The sequence below is a fragment of the Pseudomonas triticicola genome, assembly GCF_019145375.1.
GTDB lineage: Bacteria > Pseudomonadota > Gammaproteobacteria > Pseudomonadales > Pseudomonadaceae > Aquipseudomonas > Aquipseudomonas triticicola.
This window is the reverse complement of the sequence record NZ_JAHSTX010000001.1, coordinates 2,286,298-2,302,779: the sequence shown is the minus strand read 5'-3', so window position 1 is coordinate 2,302,779 and position 16,482 is coordinate 2,286,298. Positions and strand designations below refer to the sequence as shown.

At 58.6% G+C, this 16,482-nt stretch carries 13 protein-coding genes and 1 pseudogene; 8 read left to right on the top strand and 6 right to left on the bottom strand.

Going from position 1 to position 16,482, the window contains the following annotated elements; translation table 11 throughout:
• Positions 1 to 352: 352 nt before the first annotated feature.
• Positions 353 to 2,050: a sulfatase-like hydrolase/transferase gene (locus KVG85_RS10275; RefSeq protein ID WP_217863774.1), complete on the top strand. Its 1,698-nt coding sequence runs from the start codon at positions 353 to 355 to the stop codon at positions 2,048 to 2,050.
• A 114-nt stretch (positions 2,051 to 2,164) separates the two neighbouring features.
• On the opposite strand, the gene KVG85_RS10270 is transcribed toward KVG85_RS10275, so the two are convergent.
• Together KVG85_RS10270 and KVG85_RS10265 are read right to left on the bottom strand one after the other, a co-directional pair.
• Complete coding sequence (locus tag KVG85_RS10270; RefSeq protein WP_217863773.1) at positions 2,165 to 3,184, bottom strand: AraC family transcriptional regulator; 1,020 nt, start codon at positions 3,182 to 3,184, stop codon at positions 2,165 to 2,167.
• Positions 3,181 to 4,125: a LysR family transcriptional regulator gene (locus KVG85_RS10265; RefSeq protein ID WP_217863772.1), complete on the bottom strand. Its 945-nt coding sequence runs from the start codon at positions 4,123 to 4,125 to the stop codon at positions 3,181 to 3,183. Before KVG85_RS10265 ends, KVG85_RS10270 begins: the two co-directional genes overlap by 4 nt.
• A 97-nt stretch (positions 4,126 to 4,222) precedes the next feature.
• On the opposite strand from KVG85_RS10265, the gene KVG85_RS10260 reads away from it, so the two are divergent.
• Positions 4,223 to 5,074: a helix-turn-helix domain-containing protein gene (locus tag KVG85_RS10260; protein WP_217863771.1), complete on the top strand. Its 852-nt coding sequence runs from the start codon at positions 4,223 to 4,225 to the stop codon at positions 5,072 to 5,074.
• A 335-nt stretch (positions 5,075 to 5,409) separates the two neighbouring features.
• On the opposite strand, the gene KVG85_RS10255 is transcribed toward KVG85_RS10260, so the two are convergent.
• Complete coding sequence (locus KVG85_RS10255; RefSeq protein WP_217863770.1) at positions 5,410 to 7,383, bottom strand: alkyl/aryl-sulfatase; 1,974 nt, start codon at positions 7,381 to 7,383, stop codon at positions 5,410 to 5,412.
• Between the two features lie 138 nt (positions 7,384 to 7,521).
• Between KVG85_RS10255 and KVG85_RS10250 the strand changes: the two genes are divergently transcribed.
• The 6 genes from KVG85_RS10250 to KVG85_RS10225 all read left to right on the top strand — a co-directional run bounded on the left by KVG85_RS10250 (position 7,522) and on the right by KVG85_RS10225 (position 12,960).
• Complete coding sequence (locus KVG85_RS10250; RefSeq protein WP_016774109.1) at positions 7,522 to 8,175, top strand: ABC transporter ATP-binding protein; 654 nt, start codon at positions 7,522 to 7,524, stop codon at positions 8,173 to 8,175.
• Positions 8,175 to 10,643: an ABC transporter permease gene (locus KVG85_RS10245; RefSeq protein ID WP_437182180.1), complete on the top strand. Its 2,469-nt coding sequence runs from the start codon at positions 8,175 to 8,177 to the stop codon at positions 10,641 to 10,643. The genes KVG85_RS10250 and KVG85_RS10245 overlap by 1 nt, the downstream gene beginning before the upstream one ends.
• Positions 10,633 to 11,700, top strand: a complete 1,068-nt coding sequence (locus tag KVG85_RS10240) for a lipocalin-like domain-containing protein (RefSeq protein ID WP_217863769.1) — start codon at positions 10,633 to 10,635, stop codon at positions 11,698 to 11,700. Before KVG85_RS10245 ends, KVG85_RS10240 begins: the two co-directional genes overlap by 11 nt.
• A gap of 134 nt (positions 11,701 to 11,834) precedes the next feature.
• Positions 11,835 to 12,077 carry a hypothetical protein gene (locus tag KVG85_RS10235; protein ID WP_016774112.1) on the top strand — a complete coding sequence of 81 codons (243 nt, stop codon included), beginning with the start codon at positions 11,835 to 11,837 and terminating at the stop codon, positions 12,075 to 12,077.
• A gap of 11 nt (positions 12,078 to 12,088) precedes the next feature.
• Positions 12,089 to 12,289: a hypothetical protein gene (locus KVG85_RS10230; RefSeq protein WP_217863767.1), complete on the top strand. Its 201-nt coding sequence runs from the start codon at positions 12,089 to 12,091 to the stop codon at positions 12,287 to 12,289.
• Positions 12,290 to 12,375: 86 nt separating this feature from the next.
• The gene (locus tag KVG85_RS10225; RefSeq protein WP_217863766.1) at positions 12,376 to 12,960 is read left to right on the top strand and encodes a hypothetical protein; all 585 of its coding nucleotides are present in this window, start codon (positions 12,376 to 12,378) and stop codon (positions 12,958 to 12,960) included.
• A gap of 323 nt (positions 12,961 to 13,283) precedes the next feature.
• On the opposite strand, the gene KVG85_RS10220 is transcribed toward KVG85_RS10225, so the two are convergent.
• From KVG85_RS10220 to KVG85_RS10210, 3 genes and pseudogenes are all read right to left on the bottom strand, one after another.
• A complete protein-coding gene (locus KVG85_RS10220; RefSeq protein ID WP_217864966.1) occupies positions 13,284 to 14,111 on the bottom strand; it encodes a glycosyltransferase family 2 protein in 828 nt (275 codons plus the stop codon).
• Positions 14,112 to 14,267: 156 nt separating this feature from the next.
• Positions 14,268 to 14,765: a hypothetical protein gene (locus tag KVG85_RS10215; protein ID WP_217863765.1), complete on the bottom strand. Its 498-nt coding sequence runs from the start codon at positions 14,763 to 14,765 to the stop codon at positions 14,268 to 14,270.
• Between the two features lie 65 nt (positions 14,766 to 14,830).
• A pseudogene (locus KVG85_RS10210) lies at positions 14,831 to 15,669 on the bottom strand (RHS repeat domain-containing protein); the annotation flags it as partial.
• Positions 15,670 to 16,482 lie beyond the last annotated feature (813 nt).

The window sequence follows — 16,482 nt, the reverse complement described above, 5'->3', positions numbered from 1 at the left end:
AAGAAGTTGGTTAAAGGGGTATAGCGCAGCGTTTGAAAAGCGTGTCAGCAAAATGACATGTTGCACGGGTATAACACTTGAGGCGTTTTTGGCGATTGGCCATCAAGTCATTGCTGCGATTGAATTTGTTGTTTCTTTACAGATTTGTTCAGATTCAATTTAGCCGACAGACGGTCTAAGTCCCCGAAATTAAAGGTTTTAAGCACTGCAGGTGTGTCAGATTTGAGTCACCGTTTTTTTGACGCTTTACCCGGCTATCAGTCATTTCTTGCGCTTTAATGGCCGGGTGCTAGTGTCAGGTTCTGACCGACAAAGCTTTGACAACCTCCCATTTCGGACGGCCGGTATCGCCATGTTTAAATACGCCAAGGAACTGCTTTTAGTTGCCTATCTATTGCTCTTTTCCGACTACTACCTGGATCGGTTAAATGCTATCGGGTGGGGTTTGAATGTACTTGTTTTTGGCGCGATGTTTTTGGCGCTTACTTTCGCGTTATATCTAACTGCCTATATACGTCAGGCTCTCGTTCGACATGCATTCGCATTAACGATGTTTGCCGCAGCGGTTTTTTTTGATGTTTACACACGGGTTACCGCGGATTACCTGAGGTACAGCGATTTCGTTTCGCTGGTGTACTCCGGCGGCTTCATTCAGGAAGCGGCCTATCAGTATCGCGATGCGATCCTGCGCGCGGTGCTCAGTGGCTTGCTGCTGTTGTTCGGCATCGGACTCAAGCCGCGTCATGCGCTGTTCATACCCAACACGTTGCGGGTCGCGGCGCCCCTCGTCGGCGTATTGATGCTCAGCGGATTGTTGTTTCTACGAGCGGGTGAGGGCGCACGTGGGTTGCCGATCATGTACACGCCGCTGGCCTACCTCAACCTGTTTGCCTACGAGGCGCTGCACGATACCGTTGGCCCCCGTGAAACGGTGACGCTTGCGCGCGCCACGCCCGCCGTCGGCCATGACATTGTGCTGATCATCGACGAAAGCATTTCCGGCAATTACCTCGACATCAACGCGCCGTTCGGCGTGCACAGCAACCTCAAGCAAGCGCCGGCCGGGGTCGATGTCTTCAACTTTGGCTACGCCGCCTCCATTGCCAATTGCAGCGCCGACACCAACGTCACCTTGCGCTACGGCGGCACCCGCGCCGACTACAGACGCATCAACAGCACGTTGCCGTCGATCTGGCAGTACGCGAAAAAGGCCGGGCTCGGCACGGTCTACATCGACGCCCAGCGCACCGCCGGCAACCTGCAGAACCTGATGACCGCCGCTGAGAAAAACGACATCGACAGTTTCGTGCAATTCGACCAGACCAGCGTGCGCGACCGCGACATGGCGGCGGCGGCGAAGCTGATCGAACTGCTCAACGACAATCGCCCCGAGCTGATCGTGATCAACAAGGTCGGCGCGCATTTCCCGGTGCATGACAAATACCCTGATGCGTTCATGGCCTACCGGCCGACGCTGCCGCGCGGACAGTTCACTGAAGTCGCCGACACTGGCGAACGCAACGGTTTCAACGGCCAGCCGGATGACTGGGTGCTGTATCGCAACGCCTACAAGAACACGCTGCTGTGGAACGTCGGCGAGTTCTTCGCCAGGGTGTTTGCCCAGGCCAACCTGAACAACGCGCTGCTGATCTACACCTCCGATCATGGCCAGGATCTGCACGAGCGCGGCAACCCGGGCTTGAATACTCATTGCGGCGGCGACCCGGTGGAAGAGGAGGGGCTGGTGCCGCTGGTGGTGATCCAGGGTCGTGGATTGCAGGCGCCGGACTGGGCAGCGAATCTGCCGGCAAACAAGGACCGCTCCAGCCACTACAACATCTTCCCGACGCTGTTGCAGGTGATGGGCTACGACTTGGGCGCAATCGAAGCGGTGTATGGCAAACCGCTAAGCGTGCCGACGGCGGATGAGTTCACCTTCAACTACCGCTTCAATGCGCGTTTGGGGGCCAAGCCTGAGTGGAAGCATATTGATCTGGGCAGCATCGTTACGCCTGAGCGGGCGCCGGCGAGTGTGGCTTCGGGGCAGTGAGTTCTGGATTGCTCGGGCGGGCCTCTTCGCGAGCAGGCTCGCTCCCACAGGGGATTGCATTCCAAGGTGGGAGCGAGCCTGCTCGCGAACAAGTCGGGACAGGCTGCGACAGTCTCAACCCTTGTTGAACCGCGCCCGATATTCCCCAGGCGCGCACCCCAGCCAGCGCGCGAAAGCCCGGTTGAATCCCTGCACATCGCTGTAACCCAAGCGATCCGCCACTTCGACCAGCTCCAGCGCCCCGGACTGCAACAGGTCCTCGGCCCGATAGCGCCGATGCTCATCGAGCAGTTCGCTGAAAGTCCAGCCCAGCGCCTTCAAGCGCCTTGCCGCCGTGCGCTCAAGCACATGCTGTGTAGCACAGAATTGCTGCCAATCCGCTGAAGCCAGATCTTCGATCAGATAATCGCTGAGCTGTCCGAGCAAGGTCGATTCACTGAGGCGGCGGGTCTGCTCCAGCAGATCGACAAGCGTTGTTTCCAATCCCGGATTACCCGGTGTCAACGGCATCACGAACAGCTGAGGATCCAGATAAATCGCCGCGCATGACTGCTCTGCGCTCACCGGGGTGCGCAATGCCGATACATGTTCCTCGCGGCTGGCCGACACCAGCGCCACACCCAGCACCGGATCACGATTCACGCCGCTGGCGAGCAACTTTCGCCGCACCAGACTGCACAGGCTGACGAGGATGTAATCGGTCAGCGCCGCCGGAGCATCAAGACTGCCGGCTTCGACCAGGCGCAGTGTCACGCCGCCATTTTCACGCAGGATATGCACACGGAAATGTCCGTTGAAAAACGCAAAGTACTCGGCGAAAAACTCACAGGCACGTTCCAGCGACACGGCGACATCGAACAGATAGGTCAGTCCATTGGTGGCCGTCGAAACGAAGCGTTCACCCGCCGCCAGACCGATCAGTGGATCGCCGCTCTGTTCCACGGCAAACCCCCAGAAGCGCCGCGACATCAGCAGCGGCATGCGCGTGAACGGCGTGCGCAGATCGAACAGGCTGCGGCGCAGTTGTGCTTCGATTGCGCCTTGGCTAATGCCGCGCGCGAGCAACTCTTCAATGGCCGGCAGCAAGGTCGGCGCGTAAAAAGCGTTGACGGGTAGCGGATGGATTTTGCTCATGTTGCGCGCGTGTCTCCCGTCGCTCCGTTAGCCGCCAGCAAACGCTGATCGACGCTAAGGATCGCCTCGATCATCGCCCGCGCTGCTGGCGTCAGGGTAAAACCGGCGCGGCTGACGATGCCATAACCCAGTTGCAGCGCCGGCTCGTCATGGGGGACGTCGACAAAGTCGAGCAGCTCGATCAGGCCGCGATCAAGTTGTTCACGCAAGGCCTCAAGCGTGGCCAGCCCCACCGCGTCGGAGCGCAGCACTACGCGCTGGATCGCGTCAAATTGTGCGCACTCGACGCTCGGGGTGAAGTCCGCCTCACCGAGGATATCGGCGAGCACCTTGCGGATCATCGGTGGAATGCGCGTGCCGACGATCGGGTAATCGAGCAGGGCGCGCAATCGCAGGTCTCGTTGCGCGAGGAGCGGATGGCCGGCGCGACAGAAAAACCGTCCCGGACGAGTGCGCAGCAGGTGCACCTGATACTGCGGATCGCTGACGAAGTGCCGCGCATCGGCGACGAAAAACTCAATCTGCTGCTCGCGCAACCACAGCGACAATTGCTGCCAGTCGCCCTGATGAAAGCGCGTGCGAATTGCCGGGTGCGCCTGAATGAAATCGGCCAGCGCTTCCGGCACCAGCACTTGCGCCGGATACGGGCCGCAACCAAATTGCAGTTCACCGCCGGTGAGGCCGTTGTATTGCGTCAATTCGTTGTGCAGTGCCTGACTGCCGGCGAGCAGGCGCCGCGCATGTTGCAGCACCAGTTCGCCTTGCCCGGTCAGGCGAAACTCACGGCTGCTGCGCTCGACCAGCTCACAGTCAAGGTCGCGCTCAAGCGTCTGGATGCTGCGGCTGAACGCCGGTTGGCTCAAATTGATCGCCTCGGCGGCGCGACCGAAGTTGCGGTAATCAGCGAGGGCGACCAAGTGGCGAAGCTGGCGAAGATCCATCATGCGTCTCCTGCATTTTGCGGATACTTTTAATGCATTGGATCGATAGCACGTCCGCTGGCATAAGTACACGCCTGTTCTTCGATGGCGCGCCTTCATGTCTCAGTCTCTGTTCGCCTCCAGCGCGTTTACCCGCACGATTCTCGCGCATGCTCGCCAGTCCGGACTGTGCCCGCAACGCTTGATGGCGCGCGTGGGGATCTGCCCGTCAGTGCTCGCCGGGCAGCATCAAATGATCGCCGCACAAGCGGTTGAACAGTTGTGGCGTGAGTGTGAATGGTCAGGGGTAGCGCCGACGTTTGGCTGTGAACTGGCCGACGGGCTGGCGACCGATTGCCTGCAAGGACTGAATATTCTGCTCGACTCGTCCGGGACCTTGCGGGCCAGTCTGAAGTGCTTTATCGAGTGCTTGCCAAGGGTGATCAATTACATTGCGGTGGAATTGGTCGAGGCGGGCGATTTTGCTCATTTGCGCCTGCGTTCGCAGCAGGGGCAGTTGCATCATTTCGCTCTGGATGCGGCAGTGATAACGCTGGTGCGCAACATTGCCCGTCGACTCGGCGGGGCGCCTGGAGATTTGTTTGTGAGTGTCAGCCTGCGCCCGGCGCAAATGGCCGGTGGCTGGCTGCGTGGAGTGGGCATCGCGGTGGAGCAGGGCGAATATCTGTGCCTGACCTTGCCGCGCTCCAGGCTCGATCAGGCCTTGCTGGGCGCCAACCCGTTTCTGTACCAGAGCATGCTGCGTCACTGGCACGCTGCAACTTGCGCACCTGCGCGTGAGGACAATCTATCGATGGCGCGGCACTGGCTGACGGCGGGCGATCAACCGATCGAACGGATAGCCGAGCGGCTGGGTTATCGCCAGCCGAGCAACTTTATCCGCGCGTTTCGCAAACAGTTCGGGATTACGCCGAAGCAGTTTCGGTTGAATCCGGGGCAGGTTTGTTGAAAGCAGGATCGAGGTGATTGATCGTTATCGACGGCCAGCAAGATTTACCCCCTCACCCCAGCCCTCTCCCCCAAGGGGGCGAGGGGGAAAGGGAGCCGATCTTCAGGGCGTTCGGAATCTGAGTTCAACTCGGTATCCCACGTCGGCGTATCTCGTACATCCAACACGGTCAGTCCCCTCTCCCTCCGGGAAGGGGGCTTATGAATCATGGGAGCTGATGTGCGTGTTATTCAAAATTGCATTCAACTCGTTATCCCACGTCGGCGTATCTCGTACATGCAACTCGGTCGGTCCCCTCTCCCTCCGGGAGAGGGCTAGGGTGAGGGGCTTTTGACTTACGGCGTGACGATATTGAACTGCGGCCCGAACGTATCCAGGCTGCCCATCAATAATCCGAATTTCTGACCATTGCCCTGCAACTTCACCAGCCCTTTTTGCATCGCCGTCGGGAAGTCCAATTGCTTCAGGCTGATTTTCTCCAGCGTATCGCGGTTCAGGCTGACACTGGCATCCGCCGCCGGATTCAAGCCGGCGCGGTGAGTCAGTACGCCATTGCGCAAGGTCAGGGTGAAATCCCTTTGCACATCGTCGAACGTCCAGTTCAGCGTCAGGTCATGGGCCACGGCTTTGTCGCTGTCCAGGCGTACCGCGAGGTAGTCGAAGAACATTTCCGGACTCATCGCCCGGACCATGTCCACTGACACGGTATTGGCTGACTGCGGCGGCACGCCGTTGCGCAGTTCCATCGCACCGGTCAGGTACATGTTGCGCCAGGTGGCGTTCTCGCTTTGATAACCCAACTGCTCCAGCGTCTCGGCTTGAGCCTTGCATGCATCCGCGTTGTCCGGATCGGCGAACAGCAACTGGTTGCCCAACTGCGCGGCCCAGCGGTAGTCAGCGCTGGCCATCGCACTGCGCATTTTCTCCAGCACCGACGCGGCACCGCCCATGGCCTCGACCGAGCGTTTAGCCGCATCCACCGGCGGCAGCGGATTGAGGTTGGCCGGGTTGCCGTCGTAGAAACCCATGTAGCGCTGATACACCGCGCGCGTATTGAAACTCAGCGAGCCGTAATAGCCACGGGTGTGCCACTTCTGATCGAGCGAGCCGGGCAGCTTCTTGATCGCATCAGCGATTTCCAATGGCGTCAGGCCCTGGTTGAGCAAGTGCAGGGTGCGGTCGTTGATGAAGGCGTACATGTCACGCTGATCGGCGAGCAGAGTACGAATGCGCTCACCACCCCAGGTCGGCCAGTTGTGCTGAGCGAACAGCACGTCGGCCTTGTCACCGTAGCGCATGAGGCTGTCGTCGAGGTATTGCGACCAGGCTTTGGCATCGCGTACTTGCGCGCCGCGCGGGGTGAGGATGTTGTGCATCATCTGCGTGGCGTTTTCGGCCATGCACAAGGCTTTCAACTGCGGTAGATAAAGGTTCATTTCCGCTGGCGCTTCGGTGCCCGGTGTCAGCTGGAATTCGACCTGCAGGCCAGCGATGGTGCGGGTTTCCAACGGCTCGGCAATCAGATCGGTAGGCGCGATCAGTGTGACCGTGCCACCGCTGGGCGCACTCTTGCCGAGGCCGGCATCGACCTGACCTTTTTCACTGCGCGGCAACAGGCTGCCGAACTGGTACTGCGCGCGGCGGCTCATGGCGTTGCCGGCCATGACGTTCTCGCTCATCACGTGTTCCATGAAGCCGACCGGCGCGTAGACCTTGACCTTGCCGGACTTGACATCTGCCTCGTCGATCACCCCGCGCACGCCGCCGAAATGATCGACATGGGTGTGGCTGTAGATCACCGCGACGACCGGTTTGCGCGGGCGATTTGCGTAGTACAGATCCAGCGCCGTCCTGGCGGTTTCGGCCATGGTCAGCGGATCGATGATGATCAGCCCGTCGTCACCTTCGATGATGGTCATGTTGGCCAGGTCGAGGCCGCGCACCTGATACAGCTTGGGGCTGACCTCGAACAGACCGGCGTGGGCATTGAGCTGGGCCAGTCGCCACAGGCTTGGATTGACCGATTCCGGCGCCTTGTCTTTGGCGAGGAAATCATAGGCATTGACGTTCCAGATGACTTTGCCGGCAGCGTCCTTGATCTGACCCTTGAAGGGTGCGATCAGGCCTTTGCTGACGGATTCGAAATCGGTGCGGTCGCTGAAAGGCAGGGTTTGCAGCACGGCAGCGTTGCTTGCGGCGGTTTGCATGCTCGGCGCAACCGGACTGTCAGCAGCGAGCAACGGTTGGCTAAGGCAAGCAGTGATCAGGCAGGTCAGCAGGCCGCGCGGGCTCAGGATGAAACGGGGCATGGGTGTCTCCGGTTTTTTATCGTTATGGCCGAACAGCCAGCAGCGTATGGCGCGTCCCGGAGTTGGCGATGATCATCAGCGGACAAAAACCATTCAGGGCCGCTATCCTAGGCCCAGGTTCACTGATCGGGTTTGCCCATGCTTGAGGTTCGCGACGTTTTCAAAAGCTATGCCACGCCACAGGGATTGTTGCCGGTGCTGCAAGGCGTCGACCTGACGCTGGAGGCCGGTGGCAGCCTCGCGCTGATGGGCGAATCGGGCAGTGGCAAAAGCACGCTGCTGCATCTGGTGGCGGGGCTGGACAAGGTCGACAGCGGCAGCATTCGCAGCGGCGAACATCGCCTGGAAGCCATGAGCGAAGCGCAACTGGCGAACTGGCGGCGCACGGAAATCGGTCTGGTGTTTCAGCAGTTCAACCTGATCGGCAGCCTGCGCGTGGAAGACAACCTTGCCTTTCAGGCGCGCCTGGCCGGGCGCCATGAGCCGCGCTGGCAGGCGCATCTGGTGCAGCGTCTGGGTCTAGGCGATCTGCTCTCGCGGTATCCCGAGCAACTCTCTGGCGGCCAGCAGCAACGAGTCGCATTGGGCCGGGCATTGGCTTCGCAGCCGAAATTGCTGTTGGCCGATGAACCCACCGGCAGCCTCGATGAAGCGACCAGCGATGAAGTGCTGCGGCTGTTGCTGGAATTGCTCGATGACACGCCGACGACCCTGCTGATGGTCACCCACAGTCAGCGCGTGGCGGCGCGATTGGCCCAGCGTGTGGTGTTGTCGAACGGGCGGGTCGCCTGATGATCTGGCGGCAAACCCTGCGCGCGCTGCTCAGCCACTGGCGGCGCCATCCCGTGCAGTTCTTCAGTGTGCTGACCGGGCTGTGGCTGGCCACCAGTCTGCTCACCGGCGTCGAGGCGCTGAACAGTCAGGCGCGCGACAGCTACGCGCGGGCCAGCCAGATGATCGGCGGCGAACCACAGGCCAGCCTGAGCACGCCAAATGGGGCACTGTTTCCCCAGCGCTGGTTTATCGAATTGCGCCGTCAGGGCTGGCCGGTGTCGCCGGTGTTGCAGGGGCGGCTGACGCTCAAGGGCCAGGAAGATCAGCGCATTCAGGTGATGGGCATCGAGCCGGTGTCGCTGCCGTCGGATTCCGCAGTAGCCGGGCAGGCGATGCCGATCGAGCGCATCGTCGAATTTTTCAGCCCGCCGGGCAGCACCTGGATTTCCCCGGACACGATGCGAATGCTCGGCTTGCGCGAAGGTGATACAGCGCAAACCGCGAGCGGCCAGACCCTGCCGCCGCTGCTCGCGCAGAAGGACATGGCGCCGGGCCTGTTACTGGTCGACATCGGCGTAGCGCAAAGACTGCTCGACCAGCCTGAGCAATTGTCTCGGCTGCTGTTGCCCAAGGATTTTCATCAGGAATTACCAGCGAGTTTCACCGATCGCTTGCAGCTCAAAAGCAGCGGTGAAGAAAACAATCTCGCGCGGCTGACCGAGAGCTTTCATCTCAATCTCGATGCTTTGGGATTTCTCTCGTTTCTGGTCGGCCTGTTCATCGTCCACGCTGCCATCGGCCTCGCTCTGGAACAGCGCCGAGGCTTGCTGCGCACGTTGCGTGCCTGTGGCGTGAGTGCACGAATGCTGATCGCGTGTCTGGTGGTTGAACTGGGTGTGCTGGCGCTGATCGGTGGATTGTTCGGTGTGATCAGCGGCTATTGGCTGGCCAGCGTGCTGCTGCCGGACGTCGCCGCCAGCCTGCGCGGTCTGTATGGCGCGGAAGTGGCGGGGCAGTTGCGTTTGAGTCCCTGGTGGTGGTTCAGCGGCATCGGCCTGAGCCTGCTTGGCGCCTTGCTGGCCGGGGCCAACAGTCTGCTGCGGGCGGCGCGCCTGCCGTTGCTGGCGGTGGCTGATCCGCAGGCGTGGCATCAACAGTATTCGCGCTGGTTGCGTCGGCAGGGTTGGCTGGCGGCGGCGCTGCTGACGATTGCGCTGGCGGCGCTGGTCTGGGGCGACAGCCTGAGCAGCGGTTTCGTGCTGATGGCCGGGCTGTTGCTCGGTGCCGCGCTGGCCTTGCCGGTGCTGCTCAGCGCGTTATTGAACCCGTTGCTCGGGCGCAGTCGTTCGGTGCTCGGCCAGTGGTTTCTCGCCGACTGCCGCCAGCAACTGCCAGCCCTGAGTCTGGCGCTGATGGCGCTGCTGTTGGCACTCGCCGCCAACATCGGCGCCGGCAGCATGACCGCCGGTTTTCGCCAGACCTTCAACGACTGGCTCGAACAACGCCTGAGCGCCGAGTTGTACATAAACCCGGCCAACCCGGCGCAAGCCCGCGAGATGCACAGCTGGCTCAAGCAGCAGCCCAATGTGACTGCTGTGCTGCCCAACTGGCAAGTCTCGGTGACGCTGCAAGGCTGGCCGGCCGACGTCTACGGCATCATCGATCACTCGTACTATCGCCAGCACTGGCCGTTGCTCGACAACAGTGGCAGCGATCCGTGGGGCAAACTGGCCACGGATGATGCGGTGATGCTCAGCGAACAACTGGCGCGTCGCCTGAAGTTGAAGCCGGGCGAGCATCTGAACATTCCCACGCCGAACGGCACATGGTCGCCGCGCATCGTCGGCATCTACGCCGACTACGGCAATCCGAAGGGGCACGTGCTGATCAGCAGTGAGCACCTGCTGCGCGGCTGGCCGCAACTCACGCCGAACCGCTTCAATTTGCGTATCGATCCAGCACAGACTCCGGCGCTGCTCAACGCCTTGCAGGCGCGTTTTGCGCTGGATGACAACCGCATCGTCGATCAGGCGCGGCTCAAGGGCTGGTCGGTGCAAGTCTTCGAACGCACCTTTGCCGCGACGGCGGCGTTGAACAGCCTGACCTTGGCCGTGGCTGGGGTGGCGCTGTTCATCAGTCTGCTGACCCAGAGCCAGAGTCGTCTCAGTCAACTCGCACCGCTGTGGGCGCTGGGCGTGACGCGCAAACAATTGATGCTGCTCAACCTCGGCCAGACCTGGCTGCTCGCCGTATTGACGTTGCTGTTGGCGCTGCCGCTGGGCATTGCTTTGGCATGGTGCCTGGATGCGGTGATCAACGTGCAGGCATTCGGCTGGCGCCTGCCGTTGCGGGTGTTTCCGTTGCAGTTGTTGCAACTGATGGGCCTGGCCTTGCTGGCGACTCTGTTGGCTTCGGCATGGCCGCTGTATTCGCTGTACCGCACGCAACCGGCGGACTTGCTGAGGACGTTTGCCCATGAGGACTAATTGGCTCGTGCTGATGATTGCACTGCTGCTCGGTGGCTGCGATCAGCCTGCACCTGAGGAAAAGGGCTTTGCCGGCATGGGCGATCAGGCGCAATCCTTCACCCCGGTGGTGCCCGGTCGGGTGTTCAGCTTCCCCGCCGATCATGGCGCGCATGATGGTTTTCGCATCGAGTGGTGGTACGTCACCGCCAATCTCAAGGATCAGCAGGGCAATGATTTTGGCGTACAATGGACGCTGTTCCGTAGCGCCCTGAAACCCGTCGCTGAGCAGGCCGGTTGGGGCAACCAAACGATCTGGCTGGGCCATGCGGCAGTCACTTCGCGCTCGGTGCACCACGCCGCCGAGCGCTACGCCCGGGGCGGAGTAGGCCAGGCCGGCGTGCGCCTGGCGCCGTTCGAAGCGTGGATCGATGACTGGATGTTTGCCAGTCAGGCGCAGGATCCGTTGCGCGATATGCAACTCAGTGCTCGTGACAAGAATTTCGCTTATCAACTGCGCCTCACCTCCAGCCGCCCGCTGGTGCTGCAAGGCGACAACGGTTTCAGCCAGAAATCCGAAGAAGGTCAGGCCTCGTATTACTACAGCCAGCCGTTTTTCCAGGCCAGCGGTACGCTGCAGATCGACGGCCAGACCTACACCGTCAGCGGCCCGGCATGGCTCGATCGCGAGTGGAGCAGTCAGCCACTCACCGCCAATCAAACTGGCTGGGACTGGTTCTCGCTGCATCTGGACAGTGGCGAACATGTGATGCTTTACCGCATGCGGCAGAAGGACGGCGCGCCTTATCTGACCGGCACCTGGATCGCCGCTGACGGGCAGATTCAGACATTGCACAGCGAGCAGATCAGCCTCGTTCCTCAGGATACGGCCAAGGTGGCTGATCGACCGATGCCGGTGAAATGGTCGATCCGCATTCCCGACAAGCAACTCGATATCAGCGTTGATGCGCTCAATCGCAATGCGTGGATGGATTTGCGTATTCCGTATTGGGAAGGTCCGGTGAAGATTGACGGCAGCCATCCTGGCCAAGGCTATCTGGAAATGACCGGGTATTGACGGCAGACGCAGGCTCCCTGTGGGAGCGAGCCTGCTCGCGAAAGCGTCAGCGCTGTGACCGCTGAGTTAACTGACTGGAACTCTCACCAGCGCTCTCCGCTCTACCCAGAAACCCGCCATTTTCGGACTCACCCATGAGCGACGACGTGCAACTCCCAGACCTCAATACCTGGCAACGCCTGTTCGACGATCAGACGCTTTGGCAGCAATCGCCCGACGCCCACTATTTCGATCTGCAGCGCATCGCCGATGACCTGCTCGGCCAAGGCGCGATCGATCTTGAGCAATGGCAGTTGCTCCGCGCCAAAGCCGACGATCTGCACAAGCAGTCACCCGAGGTCAACGTCGCCCGCGAACTCGACGATCCCGAAGCCTGAGGACTTCTGCCATGAATACCACCATCAACCAGAACGACAATCCCGACGAACCACGCCCGGCCGGCGAAACCGAACGCGATAACGATGCCCTGCGCCCAACCGATCCCAAGCAGCGGCAGGTCAGCGGCAAAGGCACACCAAGCGGCGAATCCACTGCGCAGGAGACCGCCAAGCCACATACCCGAGGGCCACAAACCCAAGTCAAGCCTTGAACAGCGTCTATGCTCACTGGCACGCCCGTCGCTGAAGTCGATTCGGCAGCGGGCGACGCCATTTCATCACAGGGAAAGTAATGCATATGAAGCTCGACGCTCTGGCCAAGGCCATCACCCTCGCAACGCTGCTTTCTGTCACGAGTTTCGGCGCTCTGGCTGCCGACATTCCGTTATCCGCCGTCGTTGAGGCCGATTCCGTTACCACCAAAGTGCTCGCCGTCGACCCGGCCAATCACCAGGTCGTGCTGGAAGGCCCCGAGGGACGTCAGGTCCACGTTCAGCTCAGCGACAAAGCGAAAAACCTCGCCAACCTAAAAATGGGAGACTTGGTGAAGATCGAGGTGCAGCGATCTGTCGCCGCTTATCTCGATACAGATGTGGATAAAGGTCTGCCAGGCACCACCGAGCGCACCGGCGAACTGCGCAAGGCCCCGGGCAGCGATAACCCTGGCGGCGAGGCTTATCGTCAGGTTCAGGTGCAGCTGAAAATCAGCAAAATCGATTTGAAGACCAATCAGGTCACCCTCCAAAATCCATCCGGACAATCGAAGACGCTCGATGTGAAGAAGCCGGAGATTCAGGCCAAGTTGAAGGATCTGAAAATAGGGCAGAGCGTTATTGTCACTTATACCGATATCTTGAAAGTGACCAGCCAGCACGATAGTTGAGTATTAGCTCTACAGGTTTATTGCTCTTGTACAACTTTATGTATGAGAGCAATCATATAAAGTTTTTGTAAGACAATTCTCGGGGAAAATCGGTAAAACACAGTTTTTAACTTTTCAGTTCAAAAATTTCATGTTTGCCCATGACGACATGTCCACTTGTTTGAATTAAAATCCTCGGCGTTCGCCCAGTGTCAGGGCTCTTTACCGGTGCATGGATTGCCAGGCCATTACACTGGGCGAACTCCACTAATTGCAAAAGTTGTATACAGAATCTGCAAACAAAAAAGGGCGACTTTGCAGTCGCCCTTTTTGTTTGCTTTCGATCAAGTCGAAACTTGCATGCCGGCTTTGCCGCGCTGCCCCTGCAAGCGTTTGAGGGTCTGCTGGTACATTTTTGTCCGGCGATGATCCTTGCCATACGTGCCTGTCGCCGCGACGGTGCCGGCCTGGATGTGATCCAGATAGCGGAAGATCGTCCGCGGCGAGAGGAACCTGACGCCATAGCCCAACCCGACCATTCGATCCTGAAGCGTGTAACCCGGCACCTTCTCATCCATGCAGAAGTGCAATCCGAGCGACTTCATCAAACGCGCATTCCACAGCGTGCAGAAACTTTTCAAATGGGTTTCTTTATACGGGCGTGGCGGTTTCGAACGCAGGCCAAGATGAACTTTGAGCCGACGAACATGATGTTTGCAGAATCGCGAAATTAAACGCCAGGTATCACGCAGTAACCCACGATCAAGTTGCTCAACACAACCGACCGCCGCCATGTCCGCACTTTTCGTGCATTCGCGCATCATCATCGCAAACACTTCCATGTCGTAGACAAAGGTGTCGGTGTGCAGCAGAAACAGGTAATCGGTCTCAACTTTCGCCAAGGCCAGATCCAGCGCCTTGCCATGGGCAATATGCCCCATTTCCTTGCCCGGCGACGGCCGCTCGATCAGATTGATCCAGTCCAGCGAACGCAAATAATCAAGGCTGGCATCCGCCGAATCGTTGTCCACCACCCACACTGCGATGCCCTGCGCCTGTACATGCTCGCGCAACAGCTCCAGACACATGCGGGTAATGTCCGGGGTTTTGTAATTGACCAGGACGAGGCTGAAGTTGGGATGCGGTTGGATAGGTAGATCAAAGGCTTTCATGTCGGGGGGACTCATCCACGGCTCAAGACGACAGGTTGATGAGCCGGGATGCTAGCGGGGGAAGCTTAGGTGAAACTTAATTTGGAAGGATTAAACCTACGGGAATATGACGATGTATATGGTTAGAGATGACTGCCGGACCTCTCCATGCGTTTGTCAGGTTCCGAAGTAAAGCTCATCCAGTTGGCGTTTGCGGATTGCCAGGTATGCGTCCCATACCTTGGGAAAATCCGCATCGCTGGTTAGCGGAAAAGTCAGATAGATGTGTTTTCCGACAACACTGATGTACTGGCGCGCACGTTTGAAGGCCGGCTGTTCGTATAGTGCAAGGCTTTCGTCGTAAGCGTCGTGATGATGGCGAATCGTTACTCGATGAGGGGCAATCATCCCTCGCGCAAAATCGATCACCCAGTCGCCGTGTACGGCCGTACGCAAATAGCCGTAAACACCATCGATCGAGAGCAGGATGCAGGTGTTGGCTTGGGTGCCGTCCTCGTCGTTCGCTAGAACAATCTGATCTGCGAAGTATTTGATCGTCTGGTTATCCGGCCCCTGTAGAAGCAAGCTCCAGCCCTCGACGCCCATGCGAAACTCGCCGATGTTGTGAAAGGTTGCGGTCCATCGATTGGCAAGCGTTATCTGACGGGTATTCATTTGGGCTTCAGTCTCAAATTCCCTGGTTTAATTTTCTTCTGGCGATGCTACCGAGCTAGCGAGTTCGCTGAGTGCAGCGTCGTGAGATTATCGTAGGCCGGGTACTTCACGACCACATGATCTTGCCGGTGTAGCAGATAAGCCCTTGAGGGGAAACGAGGTGCTTGAGTTGGTAGTAGACGAGACGGCTTTCAACGGGCCTTCGCCGTCCGAACATTGCCAAAGGGCGGAAACTGCCCGGTTCGTAGATGTAGCTGCGATAGCGGTTCTCTGCGATTTCAGCGATGAGGCGCTCGCTTTGCCAGAGGAATTCAGTGGTGTGGCCGTCGACGGTTTTCTCGATGCGGCGGCCAAAGGCGTCGTATTTGTAGGTTGCGGTGCTGCCGCCTGGGAGGCTGACGCCGATCAAGCGGTGTTGGCAATCGTAGCGGTATTCGGTGACGAGCCTTTGGCCGGTGCCGCGACGTTCGCGGATCAGGTTGCCGTAGGCGTGGTAGTCGTAGTGGCGGTCGCCTTGCATCAGCAGGCGATTACCTTATACGTCGGCGAGGTTGGCTGCGGGCAGGTCATTCTGGCCGAGGAGGTTGCCTGCCGGGTCATGGGCGAAGCTCTCCGGCATAGCGCCGCGTACGCTGATCAGCCGATCCAGTGGATCGTAGTGAAAGCTGCGGCTGCCTTTGCGGCTGTCGTTAATACCGGCGAGGTTGCCGTTGGCGTCGTAGTTGTAGCGACGCTGGAACAGGTATTTGTCCCGCTGACTGACGCTGTGAGCATGCAGTTGTACTTGTTCATCGTATTGGTATTGGCTGAGCAGCAAGCCTTGTTGGCGTTGTTGCTCGCGACCGGCGCTGAACTGTTGGCTGGTCAGGCGCGAGCCGTTGAGGTCGCCGCTGCTGAGTTGCCCGCGATAGGCAGTCACCGATCAAAATCCAAAAGCAGTCTAGATTTAATTCAATGCCGCCCATCGATCATTATTAAAGCGGGTATTCGCACCGCCATGGAGGTGTGAATGATTCTGAGTCTATTCCTAGTTTTCCTAGGGTTGTATAGATCTCCTCTTCAGAATTCATTGTGTGTAGGTCGGAAATGTTGATGTCGCGATCGTCAATGCCATCGTTTGTATCGATTATCTCGCTAGGTATAGTGAATATTATTAATGCATATTTTGAATTTTTTGATTTGTGAATAAATTCATAATATTGATATGGGTCGTTCGAAAATTTGTACTTGTAAATTGCATATATTGAGGCCCATCTTCGTAGCAATGGGTCTTCTGAGGGGAGTTCCTGTGCAATGTTGTCGTAGCTCGCTCCGTCGAGTCCATGCCATACACTCCGAGGAATTTTCTTTTGTTCTGTCATTTTTGACCTGCAAATGAGTTTGGCCAGTAGATTCGAATTACTTTTCCGTCTTTAGGGTGCAGTTGTAAAAGTGGCATGGCAGCATGTGGGTCGGTAGGGCTGTGATTGGCCATGTAAACCTTCCGAGTTTCAATATCAGACACTGGAGTGTCATCCCAGTGGTAATAGGATTCTTTTCCTTGAGGTGTTTGGAAGTAATCCTTCGCTGTTACGGAGTTAAATTCTTCAGCATTTCTATATCCTTGCCCTACATATTTTTCTCTAAACAATTCTTCAGCTTCCGCTCGACTGTTTACCGTAACGTCCTTAGCGCCTTGGTCAAGTTGTGCAGAGGCTCTTTTGACGCTAGGACTTGA